A 16,110-nucleotide genomic window follows, 5' to 3' on the forward strand; every position below is an offset into this window, starting at 1 on the left:
TATTCTCTCCCGGCGCGGTGGCTCTAGTTCTTCTTTTGCCACCGTTCTCATCTTTGGTTAGTCTAAACTACAGTTAAAAAGGGGGGGACAAGAATGCACTCAAAGTCAACCCCTACTCCCCTTCTTAAGGGGGATTTAGGGGGATCTCCGGGGCATAAATATGTTAAGTAAACCGTATTGAATTATGACTAATCGATATTGACAAAAACGATCTCGCCCTCAATCTTTACCGGATAAGATTCCAGCGAATCCGGTGAATTCAAACACTTACCAGTATCTAACTTAAACCTAAATTTGTGAAACGGACAGGTAATGATGCCACTATCAACCTTACCCATATCAATGGGATACTCTAAATGCGTGCAAGCATTGCGGTAACAAGTGACATTTGCGCCTTGGCGATTCAAAATCAGCGAAATATCCTCAACTTTTACCTTCAAAATATCCCGTTCGGGAATCTGATTTAGTGCTGTTATTTCTACCCACATAAATATTTATTCTCACAACTAAATTTGTCTGGATTTACACAAAACTTCTATATGTAGGGTGCGCGCTGCCCACCTTACGGCGATCGCAACTAATTCACGATCGCCCGTCGGATGCGATCGCGAAAAGCTCTCAAAGTCGGGCTTCTCCCCAGAGTTATGCCTCGCTCGACAAACTCAGCTATCAGTTCAACAATCGGCAATCCTGGAAAGATTGGGCTGCTGGGAAAATCAACATATTTCCCATTTTGTAACACGTTAATTCGCAGTTGGTTATTTTCATACCGCCACAATTCAGGAACTTGCAAAGCTTCATAAGCATCCAGTTGGGTTTTAGATGTGACATCGATTTCAATTGCCAAATCGGGAGGCGGATCTACTGTCAAATCTACCCGCCGTTTTCCTCGCATCGCCTGATGGTTTTGGATATAGAAACATTGGTCAGGTTCTACACCACTTTTTTTTGTTTCTCGCTTAAATGTAGTCGATCCAAAGCACTCGCAATCTATTTCTAATTCTTCTAGCAATATCTTCACCATATCGCCGATTAGTTCTTTATTTACCTCATGTTCCGGTAAAGGCATCCGCATCTCCAACGATCCTTGATTGTAGGCTAATCGGGCGGCACGGTGTTCGCCCAGTTCTGCTAAAATCGCTTCAAATTCTGACCAACTAACATCGTGCAGCAACAATCGCTGTCCTAGGGGAATATCGAGTTGTCTGAGTTGAAGTGTCACCATAGTATGATTTGAGAAAGCTCTTTAAATAAAACTTAACTGATCGCCAAGTGCGCGCGAGCGTAGTTATCCCGTAGGGAATCGCCCTGCATTTCCAAATACCATATTCTACGGATGAATCTGACTCAAAATCAACCGCAACCTGTCATAATCATCCTTAAGCAAAACACTCAAACTCCTGCCCGCTTCCACCAACCAAGATCGATCGCGCATTCGCAACTGATAAATCTCCCGAATCGTCGCCGCCGTCAGCGCATCCACCGGCGCATTAGTCACCCCCAGCAGCGTCCTCAAAAAATCCAACTGCACAGTAAAATCAATCACCTCATCCGGTTCGCAACAATAAACCGCCTGGTGAATTTGCGGCGGGCGCGGCGGCAAATACTGATAAATTTTACCCCTCGACGGGCCGTTACCGTTGAACTTTTCCGGCGCAGTCTCAAACCCGACAATCGCCACTCTAAACTCGGTTTTGAGCATCGCAAAAATCTGCGGTTGTTCTTCCCGCAACTCTTCTAGCGACAAACCCAAGGCGCGAGCTCTGTGCACCGAGTCGATCGGGCTAGTCGTCGCGTAATAAACCACACCGTAGATTTGATTTTTCGACTCTTCATCCAGCGCCTTAACCCAACTTCCAAAAGGCGGCATCACCGGAAAACTCAAGTCATCCGGTTCCAAACATTGAGCCATAAATTCCGAAGTTGCCGTCTCGATTACCTCAGCAATGCGATCGGGATGGCGCTCTTTTGTAGCAAATTGGGGTAAAGGTAAACGCATAATTTTAGTCAGTTGGCAGTTGGCAGTTGACAGGAAAGCAGTTGGCAGTTGGTAGTTGGCAGTTGGCAGTTGACAGGAAAGCAGTTGACAGTTGACAGTTGACAGTTGGCAGTTGGTTCTAATTCCGAATTAAGCTGTTGCGACATTTAAATTGTATGTCAAAAAAAATCAAACAATTAGTGGGGTGTCCCGCCCGCCCTGAATATACAATAAACATCTCCAGAAAAGCCATTATGGAATAGGCATCCTGCCTGTTCCAGAATAATTATTGGAGAAGTCTAATTTAAATGTGCGAGAGCTTACCAATTCCAACTAAGAACTGCCAACAACTTTCCTGCCAACTAACAACTGACAACTAACAACTGACAACTAACTACTTCGCCCGGCCAGCCGTAGCATCCACAAGTTCCAACTGCGACAGCCGAAATGAGATCAGCTTGTCCCAGTTGCCGCCTTCAAACAATACCGCGACTTTCCCGTCGGTAACTCGCTGGACAAGTCCTTGAAAGCCGTAGTAAATCTCGCCCTTATCTTTAACTCGAACTGCCGAACCTGGAAAAATCATAATTGTTTGAAAGTTAAGTTTGACTGTTTATAGTTTACTGTTTTTTGGCGATCGAGACTTGAGCCTAAAACCCAAGGCAAAACCTCCCTCATCTGCTTTCCCAAGAACATCCCCCGAAGGAGACTAAAAGTTAGTTCGGGAGGCGCTGGGACTCAAGAAACCGGGTTTTTTATGAATCGGCAGGCTGCAACGAAGTAAACGTCACAAAAACCCGGTTTCTCGGCACCGATGCGTCCCCGACTAACTTTGTTAGGCTAAGGCTGCTACGGAAACCTTACCAGCAATCCTACCCGCGATCGCCCGCAACTCCCTCGCCGAAGCAGAATCCGGTTGTCCCACCACGATCGGCACACCAGAATCGCCACCTTCCCGCAGCGGAATTTCCAGCGGAATGCGGCCTAACAGCGGCACTCCCAACTCCGCAGCCGTCCTTTCCCCGCCACCGGAACCGAAAATATCATATTGCTTGTCAGGCATATCCGGCGGCACAAAATAGCTCATGTTTTCCACAATTCCCAATACCGAGACTCCCAACTGCTGGAACATCTTCAACCCCTTGCGGGAATCCAACAAAGCCACCGTCTGCGGCGTCGTCACAATTACCACACCAGCCATCGGCACCGCTTGCGCCATTGTCAACTGTGCGTCTCCCGTACCCGGAGGCATATCGACAATCAGATAGTCTAAATCGCCCCAATTCACCTGATAGAGGAACTGCCGGATGATCCCGTTCAACATCGGGCCGCGCCAAATTACAGGCTGGTCTTTGTCAATTAAAAACGCCATTGACACCAATTTGACGCCGTAGTTGAAAGCCGGTTCGAGGCTTTCCCCGCTTTTTCCGTCCCTAACCATCACTTTCGCGTCTCCCAAACCCAACATATTTGGGTCGTTGGGCCCGTAGATATCCGCATCTAGCAAACCCACCTTCGCGCCGGTTTGCGCCAGCGCTACAGCCACGTTTACCGCTACTGTGCTTTTGCCAACGCCCCCTTTGCCGCTGGATATGGCGATAATATTTTTGACTCCTTCTATTCCTTGGCGATCGGTCACTCCCTTCTGTTGCGGCGTTTCGGCTGTCACTTCCACCACCACTTTTTCGACTCCTGGCAACTTTTTGACCGCTTTTTGGCAATCTTCGACAATAAATTCTCGCAGCGGGCAAGCAGGCGTTGTCAGCACTAAAGTAAAACTGACTGTACCGCCGTCAATTTTAATGTTACGAATCATGTTCAATTCCACCAAACTTTTTTGCAGTTCGGGGTCTTGCACGGGTCGCAGGATCTCTAAAACTGAACTAATATCGAGTGTCTCGGGCATTGTGTTCTCCACCATAGCTCTGCAATTGGGTTAGCGAATTTTCGATCGCAATTTAAAGTATATTTTTGTTGCTATTTTTTAATGTATCTTCATTACGATCATTTGCAGACTTGCGGTGGCATAATTACAATGCCGACTGGATTGGGAAATCATCCCCCGTCTAAGACTCAAATCTGACAACAGAAATTCTTATGACAGTTTCTACCACACTTAAAACCAACTCTTCTGTGTTTTTGCCGCCCGCTGACTCTAGAGTTAGAGTCAGCCAATTTATGAAAACCCTACAAGATGAAATTTGTCAAGCCCTCGAACAGCTCGACGGTGGCAGCAAATTTAAGGAAGACTCTTGGGAACGCTCCGAAGGCGGGGGCGGACGTTCTCGCGTGATGCGCGAAGGCAATGTGTTTGAACAAGGCGGAGTTAATTTTTCCCAAGTTTGGGGCGAAAGTTTGCCGGCTTTGATTCTTGCGAAGCACCCAGAAGCGGCAGGTCACGATTTTTACGCGACTGGGACTTCGATGGTGCTGCACCCCCGCAATCCTTACTTGCCTACGGTTCACCTCAATTACCGCTATTTTGAGGCTGGGCCGATTTGGTGGTTTGGTGGCGGTGTCGATTTGACTCCTTATTACCCGTTGGCTGAGGATGCAGCTCATTTTCACAAAACTCTGAAAGCAGCTTGCGACAAACACCACTCGGACTATTACCAGACATTTAAACTCTGGTGCGACGAATATTTCTACCTGCCGCACCGCCAAGAAACTCGCGGTGTAGGCGGCCTGTTTTTTGACTACCAAAACGGTCAAGGCCCGCTTTACCGCGACCAGAATGTCAAAGGAAAAGCTGCTGAATACAGCAAGAATGCCGGAAACCCAGAACCCAGAAGCTGGGAGTCGCTGTTCGCCTTCGTACAGGACTGCGGCCGCGCATTTTTGCCGGCTTACACCCCAATTATAGAAAAGCACCGATCGAAAGAATACGGCGATCGCGAGCGCGATTTCCAACTTTACCGCCGCGGCCGCTACGTTGAATTTAACTTGGTGTACGATCGAGGCACAACCTTTGGCTTGCAGACCAACGGACGCACCGAATCGATTCTCATGTCCCTGCCACCTTTGGTACGCTGGGAGTATTGTTTCGAGCCAGAACCCAACTCTCCAGAAGCCGAACTCTACTCGAAGTTCTTAAAACCGCAAGATTGGGCGAATTGGATGCCTCAGCAGTCACCGACCTGAGTTAAACTACTGGGAAAGTAACCACCGCGATAAATAGTAATAAATTTGAGGGAAGGGTCAGTGATTCATATTGATCAAAAAACCCACACGCTATCTGACGGTACAACAGTTATCGTCTTAGCACCGACAGGACGGTTGGACATCACGACAGCTTGGCAATTCCGCCTCAAGTTGCAAGAGTGTATTTCCAAACTCAGCCGCCATGTCGTCGTGAATCTTGGTCAGGTAAACTTTATCGATAGTTCTGGCCTGACCTCATTGGTAGCCGGTATGCGCGATGCGGATAAAGTTAAGGGAAGTTTCCGCATTTGCAATGTTCATCCAGAAGCCAAACTGGTGTTTGAAGTCACCATGATGGATTCTGTGTTTGAAATTTTTGAAACGGAAGAAGAAGCTTTAGAGGGGGTGCCGCGCGCCAGTTGAGCGCTCCCGCCGACATCGGTTGCGGCGTAACGACAATTTAAGCTTGAGACTCGCCCAGAAAATCCGGCGGTTGAAACCGCTTCTTGTCAAACAAAACCTGTCTCCGCAGAAGAAGACCGCGCGATTGTAATCGCCAGAAAGTCAAACAAAACCTGCAGCCGTGCAGGTTCAAGACAAAGACGGTGAAAATTACGCGCTGTTCTTCTTTAGTCCACGGAGGCGGACTTTTTTTGTCTAGACGCGGTTTCAACCGCCGTCTGATTTGCTCCCAAACCTATTGGCCAGTATCTCAGAAGCAAAATCCTGGCGCTTGACAAATCTCAAAGGGCCCATTAAAGCTCCCCAGATAGCCTTGCCTGTCGTGGGGCTTATTCCTTTGTCGTAGCTGAGAAATTCCTCCCCTGCTGCTTCAAATCCCAAGTCTACTTGGTAATTTTGCCCGCCGTAGGCAAAGCCGCAGTGAGTTCCCTCTGGCAGAGATGCCCGAAAACGATAGCGGTTTGAGGCTAAATTTTGCACCGCAACGGAGAGGGTGCAGCCAGGGAGGAATTCGATTTCCTCCCTGGTTAGTTTTGCTAACAAGTCGGGGTTGCTACCTGCTCCTTTGACGGCTGCAATATCCTTGAACATATAATACTGAGCTTCTATAAGTCCCGGCGCTGTCTTTGCGTGCCTCAGTTGCACGATGCGGGGGCGGTAGGGCTTGTCTAGTTCCAGAATGTTGGCTTGTTCGGCAAACAGGGCAATCCCAGGCTCGGAAAATATATCCGCAGGCAGGGGTCTTTGCCACAAACGAAGGTGGACGTACCAAGCCGGGTCTGCTAGCGCTTGTTCCCGGTTGTCAAATTCGCCCGCCATGTACTGGGCTAAAGCTATTAATTCAGGAGAAATTGTCATATTTGTTTGATTTTTCAGTATTTAGACTTGACATTCAGCATTTATTGTGATATGGGTTGCCAGTTCTGGGCGGGCAAGTCAGAAGATTAGATTGGTGAGCGATCCCAGAAGAGCTATGATTGTAAAGATACTTGGGTTTTGCCCTGGTAGTGCGACAGTTTATTTGTGGCTGCCGATCGCGCGCAAAATCTTTTAGATAAAATTTTGCCTCGCTTGAGGGCTGGTACAAATAAAAAAAAACTGGCAATTTTTGTCAGCAAAGCTCATAGACTTTCACGACTTTAGCGCGCGCCGCGCGCGCTGCTGCAAAATTATTTATCTATAAGAGATCAGGTGAACAATAACCGTACAGTTTCAGATACTAAGCGAAGTTTCTATACGATTCACACTCGACCGATCAACTCAATTTACCGTCGGGTGGTGGAAGAGTTGATGGTAGAAATGCACTTGCTTTTGGCGAATGCCGATTTTCAATACGACCCGATTTATGCTTTGGGCGTGGTGACAGCTTTCGATCGATTCATGCTCGGGTACGCCCCTGAAGCAGACAGACTTTCGATTTTTAACGCTTTGTGTAAGTCCCTAGAAGACGATCCCGAACGCTACAAACAAGACGCTCAGCGCTTGGAAAGCATGGCGGGCAAACTTTCCGGGTCAGATTTGCTCTCGTGGCTCGATCGCTCCACCAGCTTTGAAGATACAGGAGATTTGCAAGCATCTTTAGGGGCGATCGCCAGCAACCCTCAATTTAAGTACAGTCGCTTGTTCGCGATCGGCTTGTTTTCGTTGTTAGAAAAAGCTGACCCCGAAATGGTAAAAGACCAAGAAACGCGAAACGGCGCGATCGCCAAAATCAGTGCGGCCTTGCACCTCCCTGAAGAAAAAGTTAGCAAAGATTTAGATTTGTACCGCAGCAATTTGGAAAAAATGGCCCAAGCGCGAATAGTGCTTCAAGATGTCATCCAAGCAGAACGGAAAAAGCGGGAAAAGCGAGAGGCAAAAGTTACCGTCAGCCCCACGGCAGACTCTTCTGACAGCAACAATTAATCGTTGGAAAAAACAAGTCATATCAATTCCAGTCGCACTCCTGGTGATGTTAACTGTTAACAGTTAACAGTGAATTTACTATTCCGATGAAGAGAGGATTTGATATCACATTGTGTCCGCTCAATGAACCGGACGCGCGATCGATCTTGGTTGCTCAAGAACTAGAAATCCCGCTTTCTCTCCAGAGAGCGGGATTGATTTAAGCAAGATAGAGTAGTTTGTTGTACTAAGGCTGCTGCTCAAAATTAGTGGCGTTAGCTTGCAGCCAAGTGCTTAGCTGTGAAAGAACTTCGTTTCCAGAAGACTTGCCCAAAGCTGTGGGGTTTGGGGTGTCTGGCCTGTCCAAGTTGCGGGCGATGGCTGCGTTGACTTCTTTGGAAATCAAATCGTGAAGTTGTTCTTTAGCCCTAGCTCTTTGAAAATGAGCTCCCTCTTCCGTCGTAGCATACAGAGGCGGCAGCCTATTTAAAGCATAAGCCGCAATATCTCCCACATCCAGACTCAGGTCAGTCTTCTCCTCAATCTCGGCCACCCTGGCGATCGCCTCACTGAGCACCAACTCTTCCATCACGTTGATGAACTGTTTGCGGGGCAGAACCACGACTTCCCCGGTTAACAGCGAGCCCATCAGGCGATCGAGAGCCATGTATTCTTCGATCGACAATTCCGAAGCCGTGTTGCAGATCCGTCCCACCTCAGCTTCCATAGAGGGCGTTAAATAGCCATCTTGCAAAGCCTGCTCAACAATTTTTTCAATACTCATATATGCTTCCCACTCAACGGCATCATTAATACAGTTTTGTTTTGTAAAGACGCAATTGCTGGCGTCTAGAGATTCGATTTTTGAGGGATATGTTGAGAATTATCATACAAATCCTAACTCAATACCGATAACCCAGAACAGTTATTTGCGTACCCCAGCCACAAACTTACCCTATAATTGACCGTTAAATTTGTCAAAACCCGTATAAATTCCTACTCAATTCCCTGAAGCCGCCAAGGTACTGGATCGACAGACTGCCCGTGCACGTAAAGCCCCCAGTGTAAATGAGGACCTGTCGAAGCTCCCGTTGACCCCACAGCACCGATTACTTGACCGGCTTTGACGACATCGCCTTCCTTGACATCAATTCGGCTGAGGTGCATCAAAATACTTGCTACCCCTTGACCGTGGTCGATACCGACGACATTTCCGTGGATTTTAAACCCTTGGGATTCGCGTCCCACCAAAGACACCCGACCTGCTGCCGGTGCGATTACAGGGGAACCGGAAGCACCGCCGTAATCCACGCCGCGGTGGTAGTAGTCTTTAGCAAATACTCCATTATAGTATCGCCGCACGCCGTAAATAGTGGTAATTTCGCCGGAGTTGGGGCGCAATAATTTGCCGTTCCAAAATTTTTCGGGTGTCACGAGTGCTTTAAATGCGTCTACGCGATCGAACTCGGCATCTGTACCTTCCTCATCTTTACCCGGAGGTAGCCAGATGGACTGAGTGGGAAAATTGCGATCGCGCACTTGCACGTTCAACTTCTGTGTCTGTCCGTCACCTGCGACTTGCACAACGCGGGCACCGGGTTTCTCTACCGGTGTCGTCGGTAACAGGGCCCGAAAGCGGCCGTTGCCCATTGGAAACGCCGGGTAGTTTTTCTGCTGTAAAGAAACGGTTGGAGTTTCCCCGCCGTTACCGTCAACCTGAATAATTACTGACAGCGTATCTCCCAGTTCGGGATTTTGTGGTGTCACAACTACCTGCAAAGCTTGCGCCGGCATGGCAAAACTCATCAAGCCAGCAACAATAGGCGCGATCGAACTAGCGTAGCACTTACGCAAAAAACCTGGTTGCTTGGAAAATCGCTGCTGTTCCCTTGAGATGCTGGATGCAGAAACAGGGTTTTTTGCCTTGTGCGTAACTTTTGTAGTGGTTAGCTGGTTTGCTTTCAACTCTTGCCCCTGTAAAATCCCACCTGCAACTATTTCCGCACTTAGCTTGCTGTTGCCTCGATTCACCGTCGTTCTCATTGTTAGCTTTCCTTAACTTTTGTCAGCCAGATATTTTTGTTGGCTATACAGCTCAAATATTATAATATAAACAGAATTCGTTTTTGACAACTCAAATAAAACTTTACTTTGAAAAGTGCGACATTCAAAATAACCAGCTAGCTATTGATTCAATTCACCGCACGCGACCTAATTTAATTCCAACCTATATCAATCATTAAGTTGTAAACTTTAGCTAGTAACAATAGCAATATATGGCAGTAATCCTCAAAATGAGGTATCGAGCGCTCCTTCAATCCCTGCATTATCCAACTTCAAATCTCCACTAGAAAAATAGAAAATATCAACTCCTCACCTTTTTGCTCTTGTCCTAACATCTCCTGGGAATCCTCACGCGGTCTGCGATACGGTTCTTAGAATAAATTCCCTGAGAAACGCGCGTAAACTTGTTAAGAACAACCCAGTTTATGGTTATTTTAGTGAGTTTAAACCCTGACTCATAATCCTCGTCATAGGTTTGAGGTGAAGGCGTGATACTGGGGTAATTAAAAAATAAAAAATATGGACAATTGCTAGGGATTGAACTATAGTATAAAATGTTCTATTTCTCCTTAAGGTTTTAAATTTTAAAATTTTAAATTTATTCGACTGATGAATCACCAGAGCTTGAACTTGGGTCTAAAATTGCACTTTCTGCACGACAGTCGTCGGGCGATTGTATGGGTTTATGGATGAAATTAACGCGCCAAACACAGTCAACACATTAAACACTATAATATAACTTTACACTTTTTTCATAAACTTGTGCAAGAAGACTTCCGACTGATCGTTGACTTAGTTATAGTTCTCGCTGCTGCCGCAGCAGGAGGACTCTTTGCATCGCTGTTGCGACAGCCAGTAATCCTCGGATACCTCCTAGGAGGGATCGTAATTGGGCCCGCTGGTTTGGGGCTGATTAAAGAATTAATTCAGGTAGACACCCTCGCTGAATTCGGTGTTGCCTTTCTGTTGTTTGCTTTGGGAGTAGAGTTTTCCTTCGCCGAACTCCAGAAAGTTAAAGCAATTAGTCTGGGCGGGGGGGGCTTGCAAATTGTGCTGACGATCGCCTTTACAACTGCAATTTCCTTGGCCGTGGGCTGGGTAGAATCGCCCGCTCAAGGCGTGTTTTTAGGGTCGATTTTGTCGCTTTCCTCTACAGCAGTTGTACTCAAGTGCTTGATGGAACGCAACGAAAGCGGTACTTCCCACGGCCAAGTCATGCTGGGAATATTAGTAGTTCAAGACTTAGCATTGGGGCTGATGTTAGCAGTTTTGCCTGCTCTCAACGAGCCTGCAGAAGCGATCGGCATGACGGTAGTTTGGGCTCTGCTGCGGATCGGCTTATTTGCTGCAGGTGCTGTAGTTGCAGGCATTTGGATTGTCCCGCAATTGTTGCGCTATCTCGCGAAAACAGAAAGCCGCGAACTGTTTTTGCTGGGAGTTGTGGTTCTGGCTTTAGGTATTGCGCTGCTGACAGAATATTTGGGTTTCTCGATCGAGATGGGCGCATTTGTGGCGGGTTTAATGATTTCGGAGGTGGAATATGCCGACCAGACTCTAACTTACGTTGAGCCTTTGCGAGATATTTTTGCATCCTTATTTTTTGTCACCATCGGTATGTTAATCGACCCGATGTTTCTCTGGAGCCATCTAGAAGTAATTCTCGGACTGGTATTTCTAGTATTTGTTGGCAAATTCTTGATAATCACGCCCCTCGTCCGACTATTTGGTTATCCGTTAAAAACAGCATTGATCGTAGGTTTGGGCTTAGCTCAAATCGGAGAATTCTCCTTTGTACTCGCTAGTTCCGGTCAAATGATGGGACTGGTTTCGCGAGAAGTTTATCTATTAATTTTAGGAACGACAGCAGTCACCTTGGTGCTGACTCCGTTTGTATTGAGAAGTGTGCCGCAATTATTGAATTGGGCGGAAAATTTCGGGCCTTTGCAGCGATATTTTGATGAAACATCTCAACCGGTGGAAATCGCGGAAAATTTGCCGGAACAAAATCATGTTGTGATTTGCGGCTACGGGCGAGTTGGCAGAAATTTAGTCAAAATTCTGCAGGGCCGCAACTGTTCAATTGTGGTGATCGATGAGTCAGAAAGGAGAATTCAAGATTGCAGATTGCTAGGAATTCCCTACATTTACGGGAATGCTGCTAGCTTGCACGTTTTGGAATCTGCCGGGATCGAACGGGCTGCTTCAATGGCGATCGCCCTTCCCGATCCCATGAGCACTCGCTTGTGTCTGAAGCGGGCTTTAGAATTAGTTCCCGATTTGGATATTGTCGTCCAGGCCAACCAAGATAAAGACATCGAACTGCTTTATCAACTAGGGGCGTGGGAAGTTGTGCAGCCAGAGTTTGAGGCCAGTTTAGAACTTTCGGCCCACTTGCTCGGCGGCATAGGTGTCTCGGCAATGGCGATCGGGCGGGAAGTCCAGCAAATTCGCAGCAGCCGCTATCTGGAATTGCGGCCGGCGCGCGAACCTTTGGCGATTTCGCGGGATTTGAAGGTGGCGGTTCGAGATATGAACAGCGAGTGGTACAACTTGCCGCAGGGCTCTCCGATCGCCGGCATGACTCTGGAAGAAACTAATTTGCGGCAGTTGACCGGGGTCAGCGTAATGGCGATCGTCCGCAAAGATGGGGAGGAAATTGATTATCCCAACGGAAAGACAGCTTTGCAGTTGGGCGATCGAGTTTTTGTAGTGGGAGAACCGGAAGAACTCATCAGTTTTGAGTTGCTGGCGAAGGGAGAAGTTTCTGTGCCGCACGGCGACAGTTCTTGTCAGTGGCTGAGGCTGCCACCAAAAAGCCCTTGGGCTGGCAAAAAACTGTCAGAGGTAGATGTACTCGCCCAGTACGGCGTGCAGGTGCGGGCGATCCGCCGGGAAGGGAAATTTACTCGCTGGCCCGATGGAACTAGCAGTTTGCTAGAGGGCGATCGTTTGCTGCTGTGCGGCGGCTTCTACGAGCTCGGCTTGATGCAGCGGACGGCCTCGCCCCCGGTTCCGCAACCTGCCTTAAAGCTGCCTTTTGTCACGGCTCAAGTCAGCGAAAAGCTGTTTAGCGATTAAGCAGTTGGTAGTTGGCAGTTGGCAGTTGGTAGTTGGCAGTTGGCAGTTGGCAGTTGGCAGTTGGTAGTTGGCAGTTGGCAGTTGGTAGTTGCTAGTTGGCAGTTGGCAGTTGGCAGTTGGTAGTTGGCAGTTGGCAGTTGGCAGTTGCTAGTTGGTAGTTGCTAGTTGGTAGTTGGTAGTTGGCAGTTGGCAGTTGGTAGTTGGCAGTTGGCAGTTGTTAGTTGGCAGTTAACAGCTAACAGTCAACAGTCAACAGCTAACAGTTAACAGCTAACAATGCCCGATGCCCGATGCCCCATGCCCAATGCCCGATGCCCGATGCCCCATGCCCAATGCCCGATGCCCGATGCCCGATGCCCGATGCCCGATGCCCGATGCCCGATGCCCGATGCCCGATGCCCTCAACGGTTAGGTTTGATATAGGCAATTGTTGGTCGCGAGATCAGAATTTGTGTTTCTGAGGCATCTACGAGGCAAAGGCAGCTATGATCCTGCCAAAAAATTCTGCCGACTAGCAAGTCGCTGGTCGTGAGTTTGATTTCTACCTGTTCTTTGTCTTTGATGTAGCTTTGTATTAGGCGAATGCTGGGCAATCCGGTCTCAAATTCAGACATACTGGGAAATGGGTAAGTTAGTCATCAGTCATCAGTCATCAGTCATCAGTCATCAGTCATTAGATTTGTCCCCAAAAATATTCAAGAACGGGCGGGATGCCTGTTTCACAGGAATTATGGGGGAACTCTATTAATCGCCAACGGCAGACTCAGGACTAGGATGATACGGGGATGCCCAGTACCAATGACTAATGACTAATGACTAATGACTTTAGAAGTCTATCAACTAATCAGTTTTAACCAAAAGAGGTTTGTTTTTTATGCCGATCGAGTTTGCGAAGTATCACGGACTGGGCAATGATTTTATTCTGATTGACAACCGCCACTCCCCGGAACCGGTGATAACACCAGAACAAGCTGTCGAAATGTGCGATCGACATTTTGGCATTGGCGCAGACGGCGTGATTTTTGCTCTTCCGGGTCAAAACGGCACTGACTATACGATGCGGATTTTTAATTCCGACGGTTCGGAACCGGAAATGTGCGGCAACGGAATTCGCTGTTTGGCTAAGTTTATCGCCGATTTGGAATCGAAAGAAATTCACCCCCCCCAACCCCCCCTTGCTAAGGGGGGGAGTGAATCTAAGAGTGAGTACCGGATTCACACCGGTGCGGGCGTTATTATCACCGAATTGCGATCGGACGGTCAAGTTAAGGTGGATATGGGAGTTCCCCGGCTGCTGGCTGCGGAAATTCCGACAACTTTGGCCGCACCGGATGCTAAAGCTATTGATATGCCGATCGAGGTAGCGGGTAAATCTTGGTCTGTTACCTGTGTCAGCATGGGTAATCCTCACTGCATTACTTTTGTAGACGATGTTTCGGCTGTTGCTTTAGAAACTGTCGGGCCTGTGTTCGAGCACCACCCAGCCTTCCCGCAGCGTACAAATACCGAATTCATTCAAGTAATACGATCGGACTACGTAAAAATGCGGGTGTGGGAAAGAGGCGCAGGTGTTACTCTAGCTTGTGGGACTGGTGCTTGTGCTGCTGTGGTAGCTGGAGTGTTGGTCGCTAAGTGCGATCGGACAACTGCTGTTGAACTCCCCGGCGGCGTTTTGGAAATCGAATGGGCCGAAGTTTCTGGGCGGATTTACATGACCGGGCCGGCACAGCGAGTATTTACTGGTTGTATTAGTCTTTAGTCATCAGTCATCAGTCATTGGTCATTAGTCATTGGTCATCAGTCATCTATGGGTGGTTTAAGGCAATTTTTTGTATAATTGACAAAAAAAATCAAATTGGATAATTCAAAATTTTTCTTGAATTGTGACTAATGTCTTCCCCGTTGAGAACTAATTGGCTGCGGACTACTGACTAATGACTACTGACTAATGACTAAAATCTAAAATCTAAAATCTAAAATCTAAAATTTACTAGGTGGATGTGCATGGCTGGAGGTATTTATCTGATTCAGGATGACGACAGGCTGGTAGAAATGATGGAACAGCCCTACGACTCGGAAGACCAGTTACAAGATTTGCTAGTAACTTATCCGAATTTGATCGCGGGAGACCAAATCGATCGGGCGACGGCGCGCAGGTGGCTGTTAATTTCGCGGGAAGCAGCAGCGCCCACCGATGAGGAAACAGCCGTCCAGTGGTCGCTGGATCATTTATTTCTCGACCAAAATGCAGTTCCTACTTTGGTGGATGTCCGGCGCACTCCTAATGCTGAACTGCGGCAAAAAGTTTTGGGTCAGTCGATCGACTATGCTGCTAATGCGGTAGTTCACTGGCCAGTCGATTCAATTATTGCTCTGTTTGAAGCTAATTGTCGCGATCGGGGTCGCGATCCCGAACAGATTTTTGAAGAGTTTCTCGGCGCAAATGCTAATGAAGACAGATTTTGGCAGAAGGTTAAAACTAATTTGCAAGCGGGTAAAATTCGCTTAGTGTTTGTCGCTGACGAGATTTCCGCTGAAATGCGCCGAGTTGTGGAATTTCTTAACGAACAAATGGACCCGGTTGAAGTTTTTGCACTGGAAATTAAGCAGTATGTAAGTGAAGACGGTTTGAAAACCTTAGTTCCCAGAGTCATCGGCCAGACAGCCGAAGCACAGCAGAAAAAATCCAGCGCAACGCGCGAAAGAAGGCGCTGGGATGAATCTTCATTTTTTGCGGAAATCAAAGCTAGACGGGGCGCGGACGAGGCGCAAATGGCAAGAGAAATTTACCTTTGGGCGAAAAGTCAAGAACCCGAAGTTCAAATCCAGTGGGGAACGGGGGACGCCTACGGCGGTTTTGCCGCCCAATTGCCTCAAAAGGGAAGAAAACCCTATCAGTTATTCACTGTAGATATTGCTGGCAGAATGGAGATTTCTGCTGATAATTACGGTTCCAGGCCACCGTTTAATGAGGAAAGAAACTGGCTGGAATTAAGGAACAAATTAAGTTCGATCGGTCTGTCGTTACCTACGGAACCTGGGGAAAGAAGGTCTCCGAGTTTGGCTTTGTTTACTTTGCAGGATGAATCTGCACTCAATCAAGTTGTCGAAACTTTTGACTGGATTACTAATGAAATTAAAAAAGCGTAGTTATTAGGAATTAGCCGAGGGGGTGGGGCATTTCAATTGTATGTTAAAAAGCGAAAACTTAATAACTTAAACACCTCCTACAGTCCTCTCTCCCGTAAGTTGCTTTCCTCAAAGGAGGCAGAGCCTCCGGATCTGCATTACCAGGCAGAGCCTGGTAAAGATAAATCGCTTGAGTTATTAAATTTTCATTCCTAAAAAGCGATCGAACAATGAGTGGGATGTCCCGCCCTGAATATACAATTTAAATGCGCGATAGCTTAGGTAATGGGTAATGGGTAATATATCCCGAATCGATCGCCAATTACCAATTACCTTTTTCCCCATGAGCCCGCAGCCAAACATACATTTTCCCC

Annotated in this window: 16 protein-coding genes; 6 read left to right on the top strand and 10 right to left on the bottom strand. The window is 47.6% G+C overall.

What is annotated here, in order from left to right; genetic code table 11:
* Nucleotides 1–188: 188 nt before the first annotated feature.
* From QUB13_RS13715 to QUB13_RS13735, 5 genes are all read right to left on the bottom strand, one after another.
* Entirely contained in the window at nt 189–488 is a 300-nt protein-coding gene (locus QUB13_RS13715) for a Rieske (2Fe-2S) protein (RefSeq protein ID WP_333381605.1), read from the bottom strand.
* Nucleotides 489–577: 89 nt separating this feature from the next.
* Nucleotides 578–1,225, bottom strand: a complete 648-nt coding sequence (locus QUB13_RS13720; protein ID WP_333381607.1) for a Uma2 family endonuclease — start codon at nt 1,223–1,225, stop codon at nt 578–580.
* A 105-nt stretch (nt 1,226–1,330) separates the two neighbouring features.
* On the bottom strand, nt 1,331–1,999 hold the full coding sequence (locus QUB13_RS13725; protein ID WP_333381610.1) for an HAS-barrel domain-containing protein: 669 nt from the start codon (nt 1,997–1,999) through the stop codon (nt 1,331–1,333).
* A 373-nt stretch (nt 2,000–2,372) separates the two neighbouring features.
* Entirely contained in the window at nt 2,373–2,564 is a 192-nt protein-coding gene (locus tag QUB13_RS13730) for an NAD(P)H dehydrogenase subunit NdhS (RefSeq protein WP_333088234.1), read from the bottom strand.
* A 249-nt stretch (nt 2,565–2,813) separates the two neighbouring features.
* The gene (locus tag QUB13_RS13735; RefSeq protein ID WP_194066065.1) at nt 2,814–3,884 is read right to left on the bottom strand and encodes an Mrp/NBP35 family ATP-binding protein; all 1,071 of its coding nucleotides are present in this window, start codon (nt 3,882–3,884) and stop codon (nt 2,814–2,816) included.
* Between the two features lie 191 nt (nt 3,885–4,075).
* Here QUB13_RS13735 and hemF point away from each other — a divergent pair, with 191 nt between their 5' ends.
* The gene (hemF, locus tag QUB13_RS13740; RefSeq protein ID WP_333381614.1) at nt 4,076–5,119 is read left to right on the top strand and encodes an oxygen-dependent coproporphyrinogen oxidase; all 1,044 of its coding nucleotides are present in this window, start codon (nt 4,076–4,078) and stop codon (nt 5,117–5,119) included.
* Nucleotides 5,120–5,179: 60 nt separating this feature from the next.
* Nucleotides 5,180–5,542: an STAS domain-containing protein gene (locus QUB13_RS13745; RefSeq protein ID WP_106149243.1), complete on the top strand. Its 363-nt coding sequence runs from the start codon at nt 5,180–5,182 to the stop codon at nt 5,540–5,542.
* 246 nt (nt 5,543–5,788) lie between these two features.
* Here QUB13_RS13745 and QUB13_RS13750 read toward each other — a convergent pair whose 3' ends face one another.
* Nucleotides 5,789–6,439 (bottom strand): chromophore lyase CpcT/CpeT, encoded by a 651-nt coding sequence (locus tag QUB13_RS13750; RefSeq protein WP_194066063.1) that lies wholly within the window; start codon nt 6,437–6,439, stop codon nt 5,789–5,791.
* 333 nt (nt 6,440–6,772) lie between these two features.
* Here QUB13_RS13750 and psb29 point away from each other — a divergent pair, with 333 nt between their 5' ends.
* Complete coding sequence (gene psb29 / locus QUB13_RS13755; RefSeq protein WP_194010691.1) at nt 6,773–7,486, top strand: photosystem II biogenesis protein Psp29; 714 nt, start codon at nt 6,773–6,775, stop codon at nt 7,484–7,486.
* A 226-nt stretch (nt 7,487–7,712) separates the two neighbouring features.
* On the opposite strand, the gene QUB13_RS13760 is transcribed toward psb29, so the two are convergent.
* Together QUB13_RS13760 and QUB13_RS13765 are read right to left on the bottom strand one after the other, a co-directional pair.
* Nucleotides 7,713–8,249 (bottom strand): late competence development ComFB family protein, encoded by a 537-nt coding sequence (locus QUB13_RS13760; RefSeq protein WP_194010712.1) that lies wholly within the window; start codon nt 8,247–8,249, stop codon nt 7,713–7,715.
* Nucleotides 8,250–8,461: 212 nt separating this feature from the next.
* Nucleotides 8,462–9,508 carry a M23 family metallopeptidase gene (locus QUB13_RS13765; protein WP_333381619.1) on the bottom strand — a complete coding sequence of 349 codons (1,047 nt, stop codon included), beginning with the start codon at nt 9,506–9,508 and terminating at the stop codon, nt 8,462–8,464.
* Nucleotides 9,509–10,291: 783 nt separating this feature from the next.
* Here QUB13_RS13765 and QUB13_RS13770 point away from each other — a divergent pair.
* Nucleotides 10,292–12,607, top strand: coding sequence for a cation:proton antiporter (locus QUB13_RS13770; protein ID WP_333088244.1), 2,316 nt, complete (start codon nt 10,292–10,294; stop codon nt 12,605–12,607).
* 256 nt (nt 12,608–12,863) lie between these two features.
* Here the strand turns inward: QUB13_RS13770 and QUB13_RS13775 are convergent, their stop codons facing one another.
* Entirely contained in the window at nt 12,864–13,034 is a 171-nt protein-coding gene (locus QUB13_RS13775; RefSeq protein ID WP_333381622.1) for a hypothetical protein, read from the bottom strand.
* On the bottom strand, nt 13,009–13,221 hold the full coding sequence (locus QUB13_RS13780) for an Hfq-related RNA-binding protein (RefSeq protein WP_333088247.1): 213 nt from the start codon (nt 13,219–13,221) through the stop codon (nt 13,009–13,011). Before QUB13_RS13780 ends, QUB13_RS13775 begins: the two co-directional genes overlap by 26 nt.
* A 260-nt stretch (nt 13,222–13,481) precedes the next feature.
* On the opposite strand from QUB13_RS13780, the gene dapF reads away from it, so the two are divergent.
* Together dapF and QUB13_RS13790 are read left to right on the top strand one after the other, a co-directional pair.
* Complete coding sequence (gene dapF / locus QUB13_RS13785; RefSeq protein WP_333381624.1) at nt 13,482–14,366, top strand: diaminopimelate epimerase; 885 nt, start codon at nt 13,482–13,484, stop codon at nt 14,364–14,366.
* 245 nt (nt 14,367–14,611) lie between these two features.
* Nucleotides 14,612–15,757 carry a hypothetical protein gene (locus QUB13_RS13790; RefSeq protein WP_333381627.1) on the top strand — a complete coding sequence of 382 codons (1,146 nt, stop codon included), beginning with the start codon at nt 14,612–14,614 and terminating at the stop codon, nt 15,755–15,757.
* The last annotated feature ends 353 nt before the right edge of the window (nt 15,758–16,110 follow it).

The sequence above is a fragment of the Microcoleus sp. B4-D4 genome (genome assembly GCF_036705185.1).
GTDB lineage: Bacteria > Cyanobacteriota > Cyanobacteriia > Cyanobacteriales > Microcoleaceae > Microcoleus.